5 protein-coding genes are annotated in these 3,624 nt (G+C 66.4%); 1 reads left to right on the forward strand and 4 read right to left on the reverse strand.

The window, feature by feature from the left end; all coding sequences use genetic code 11:
* Positions 1-393: 393 nt before the first annotated feature.
* From E1287_RS42465 to E1287_RS42480, 4 genes are all read right to left on the reverse strand, one after another.
* On the reverse strand, positions 394-627 hold the full coding sequence (locus tag E1287_RS42465; RefSeq protein ID WP_131971690.1) for a hypothetical protein: 234 nt from the start codon (positions 625-627) through the stop codon (positions 394-396).
* Between the two features lie 123 nt (positions 628-750).
* On the reverse strand, positions 751-1,317 hold the full coding sequence (locus E1287_RS42470) for a Uma2 family endonuclease (protein ID WP_131971692.1): 567 nt from the start codon (positions 1,315-1,317) through the stop codon (positions 751-753).
* Positions 1,318-1,493: 176 nt separating this feature from the next.
* Positions 1,494-1,970: a DUF488 domain-containing protein gene (locus E1287_RS42475; protein WP_207934808.1), complete on the reverse strand. Its 477-nt coding sequence runs from the start codon at positions 1,968-1,970 to the stop codon at positions 1,494-1,496.
* A 69-nt stretch (positions 1,971-2,039) separates the two neighbouring features.
* Positions 2,040-2,435 (reverse strand): RidA family protein, encoded by a 396-nt coding sequence (locus E1287_RS42480; RefSeq protein ID WP_131971694.1) that lies wholly within the window; start codon positions 2,433-2,435, stop codon positions 2,040-2,042.
* Positions 2,436-2,533: 98 nt separating this feature from the next.
* Here E1287_RS42480 and E1287_RS42485 point away from each other — a divergent pair, with 98 nt between their 5' ends.
* Positions 2,534-3,514, forward strand: a complete 981-nt coding sequence (locus E1287_RS42485; RefSeq protein ID WP_131971696.1) for a WYL domain-containing protein — start codon at positions 2,534-2,536, stop codon at positions 3,512-3,514.
* Positions 3,515-3,624: the final 110 nt, after the last annotated feature.

A 3,624-nucleotide genomic window follows, 5' to 3' on the forward strand; every position in this document is an offset into this window, starting at 1 on the left:
ACCTGCGCGACGGGCTTGCCGGTCTCCTTGACGATCCGCACCGCTCCTTCACGGAACTCCGGATCGAACCGGCGTCTCTTGTCTCCCACGACCCAACCATCTCTCTGGTTCAGGTCTCCACGCTACGGGGGGAAGCGCACATTGGACACAACCAGGCACAGCCGCTCCTTGGCATACCCGAGCAGCCCACCCAGGCTCCTCCGCCGGACCGTAGCGTAATGAAACGTCCCCTGCCGCATTCCACAATCATCACGCCAAAGCCACAGGGTGTCCATTGCGCACCCATATAGACCGCGCCATTTATTCCAATCAGTGCCGTCTTTTATCTCAGCCCCACACCGACACAACAATGCCCCCGGGAATGGATTCCCGGGGGCTAGGGCGCAGGGGCTCCTACTGCGTCACACCCTCGGACTTGGCCACCAGCCGCGCCAGAACCCTGCTCGTCTCCTCCTGGCGCGCCGCCTGCTTGCCGAGTTCACCCATGATCAGGTTGACGGCCGAGCCGAGGTCCCGCCTGACCAAGCCGATCTCCCGGCTGAGGTCGTCCTTGGTGGCAAGCTTCTTGAGGTCGTCCTTGGTGGCCAGGTCGGCGAGGGTGACCTGTTCGAGGGGCTTCGATGCCATGACGGTGATGCTACCTCTCCTCAATCTTCCCGGCGCGTTCGCCGGACGGGGGAGTCACATCTTCCCACAGACCCGACACTCTCTGTGTCCAGGTGATCACTTAGAGGGAGGAAGGTCGTGCGGTCAGGCGTCCTCGTAGGGGAGGAAGGCGCTGCTGTCGATCGCGTAGCCGCCGGCGGTGATCTGGTCTCCGAACACATGATCGTGCCGGGTGCGGTAGCGGGTCCCCTCTGGAGTGGGCCCGGGATCGCTGAGGATGGTCACGGTCGACTTGCGCGGATCGATGATCACGTAGGTCGGGATCCCCATCGCGGGGTAATCAGCCGCCTTGTGCTCATAGTCGTTCTCGGGATTGGGCGCCGAGACGACTTCAACGACCAGTTCCACGTCCTCCGGCCGAAGATACGTCAGGCCGGGCCGAGCCAGTGCGGCTTCGGGGACGACGACCAGGTCGGGCCTGCGCAATCTGCCTGTAGCGGGATCGTCTATCTCCGGCGTCCCGGAATGCGCGATCATTTCCGGCCCGACTTGGGGGAGCAGTTGCCGCAGCAGGCGTGAGATCGCCAGCTCGTGCCGGTTGACCGGACTCATCATGACGTGAACCCCCTGGTCGTCCAGCTCCACGCCGTAAGCGTCCAGTTGCTCCATGATGGCTACCGCCGTCGGGCGCAATCGCTCGTATGCCCTCATGTTCCGTCCTTGGCGATCAGCTGACACCGGGGATGCGAACGACCACGTCCACTCGCCGGTGGGTTCCTATGACGACGAGGCCCCGCATGGTGATGAAGCCAGCCTAGAGCATGCAGACTCGCTGGTCCGTGTGGTCGCGGGCAGGCCCGGTGGACGGCGGTTGGGGAGTTTCGGTGTTACAGCGGGTGTAGGTGGGTGGTTGTGAGGGGGTGGTGTTCGGTTAGGCGTTGGGCGATTAGGGAGCGGTGGCAGGCCTCGGGGGTGCGTTCGACGCAGAGGAGGGCTGCGGTTCCGTTGCTGGGCATTGCCGACACGATGGGTGTCAGGTCGGCGTGGTCGAGGATCTCGGTGGTGTAGCGGTGGGTGTACTCGGCGGAGAGTTCGCGGCGGGAGCGCTTGCCGACCCCTTGGCGGTCGTCCTCGGCGTACTGGAGTTGGCGTAGTTCGGTGGTCGGGGCGAGTTCGGGGTGGTGCTCGTAGGCGATCCGGGCCTGGGCGAGGGCGGCCTGGAGGCGGAGTGAGTTCGCCCAGGCGTAGTCGGGGCCGCGGACACCGCGGCGTTGGCGGACGTCGAGTAGCAGGCGGACGTCCGCTTGCCGCAGTTGCTGCAGGAAGGATTCGGCGTCGAAGCCATATACGCCGATCGTCACCATTTTGAGCATCATCGCCTGCCTGCTGCTTGCGCCGCCTCCGGCGGGTCTGCCGGAGGCGGCGAGGTCGCGTCACGCGACGGCGGTTCCTTCGAGTTCGACCATCAGGTCGGGGATCGCCAGCCGTGTCACCCCGAGCATCGTCGTGGACGGCGCCACCCCGGCGGCGCCCAGCCGCGACGCCAGGACGCCGTAGTGCTCGAAGAGCCGATCGACGTCGGTGGTGTAGACGTTGAGCCGGACGAGGTTCGCCAGAGACATCCCGCCCTCGCCGAGCACGGCCTCCAGGTTGTCGAGGCTCAGCGCCAACTGCGCCGCCATGTCACCGGCGTGCTGGGGCTTGCCGTCGCCGCTCATCGCGGTCTGCCCGGCGCAGTACAGCGTCCGGGTGTGCCCGGAGACGATCTCGCCCTGGTTGTATCCCAGCTCCACCGACCACGCCCACGGGTTGACCGCCGTTCGCTCCATAGCCCTATCAGCTCCATTCGATTCGTTGAAAGCACGTGGTGATGAGCCTGCCAACAAATCACGACATCCTGTGTCGTATATTTCGGTAGAGTTTTCGGATGCGCGCCGACCGGTTGGTCTCGCTGGTGCTGCTGCTGCGACAGCATGGTCGGTTGTCGGCGGCGGCGCTGGCCCGCGAGCTGGAGGTGTCCACTCGTACCGTCCTGCGCGACATCGAGGCGCTGTCCGCGGCCGGCGTCCCGGTCTACGCCGAACGTGGTCGGCACGGTGGGTTCGCGTTGCTGCCCGGCTTCCGGACCGAGCTGACCGGGCTGAATCATGATGAAGCGCTCGCCCTGCTGATCGCGGGATCGCGGCGGGGGGCGCAGGCTTTCGGTCTCGGCTCGGCGCTCGCTTCGGCCATGCTCAAGGTGGTGGACGCGCTTCCCGAGAGCTATCGGAACACCGCGGCCGACGCGGCGCAGCGGCTGCTCATCGACCCCGAGACCGACCTCCTCTCGCGTCGGCTGGTCACGGATGATGTGCCCGACGCTGTTGTGGCCGAGGTCCGGCGTGCGGTGTTCGCCGGGCACAAGCTGCGCATCCAGTACGCGGCTGTGAACCAGGCTCCGAAGTGGCGGACGGTGGACCCGATCGGCCTGGTCACCGTGCGCGAGCAGGGGTACTTGCTGGCCACGAGGTCTGGTGCGGACCGCACCTACCGGATGTCCCGGATCTTGGCCGCGGAGGAGCTCGACGAACCCGCGGAGCGTCCAGACCGGGTCGATCTGGACCAAGCGTGGCAGGAACGCAGCACGCGGTTCCGGACCGGCGGCGACCAAGTCGCCGTGGAGGTGCGGGTGAATCCGGCGCGGCGGGAGGAGTTGGTGGGCACCGCGCTGGCCGTCCTCACCGAGGAAACCGACGCGGACGGGTGGCTGCGGATGGAGGTCACCTTTCAGGATCCGAGGCATGCCGAATGGGCGCTTTGGCAGCTCGCCATGAGTGCGGAGGCGCTGGCTCCGCAGTGGTTGCGCATCGCGTTGCGCGACCGGGCCTCTGCGATCGTCGCCCGCTACGAAGCGCCGGAGGACGGTTAGTCCCAGCGGTTGGTGCGTTGGCGTTTTACCGCGCTGCGGCGTTTCTTGTTCTCCAGGCGGCGTTCGTTGATGCCGCGGGGGATCTTCTTGGGGATGCGCTTCTTCGGGGG

It is taken from the genome of Actinomadura sp. KC06, from assembly GCF_004348735.1.
Classification (GTDB): Bacteria; Actinomycetota; Actinomycetes; order Streptosporangiales; family Streptosporangiaceae; genus Spirillospora.

Coding starts and splice junctions, on each gene's coding strand:
- E1287_RS42465 (WP_131971690.1), bottom strand. CDS start 627: ATGGCATCGAAGCCCCTCGAACAGGTCACCCTCGCCGACCTGGCCACC.
- E1287_RS42470 (WP_131971692.1), bottom strand. CDS start 1,317: ATGAGGGCATACGAGCGATTGCGCCCGACGGCGGTAGCCATCATGGAG.
- E1287_RS42475 (WP_207934808.1), bottom strand. CDS start 1,970: ATGGTGACGATCGGCGTATATGGCTTCGACGCCGAATCCTTCCTGCAG.
- E1287_RS42480 (WP_131971694.1), bottom strand. CDS start 2,435: ATGGAGCGAACGGCGGTCAACCCGTGGGCGTGGTCGGTGGAGCTGGGA.
- E1287_RS42485 (WP_131971696.1), top strand. CDS start 2,534: ATGCGCGCCGACCGGTTGGTCTCGCTGGTGCTGCTGCTGCGACAGCAT.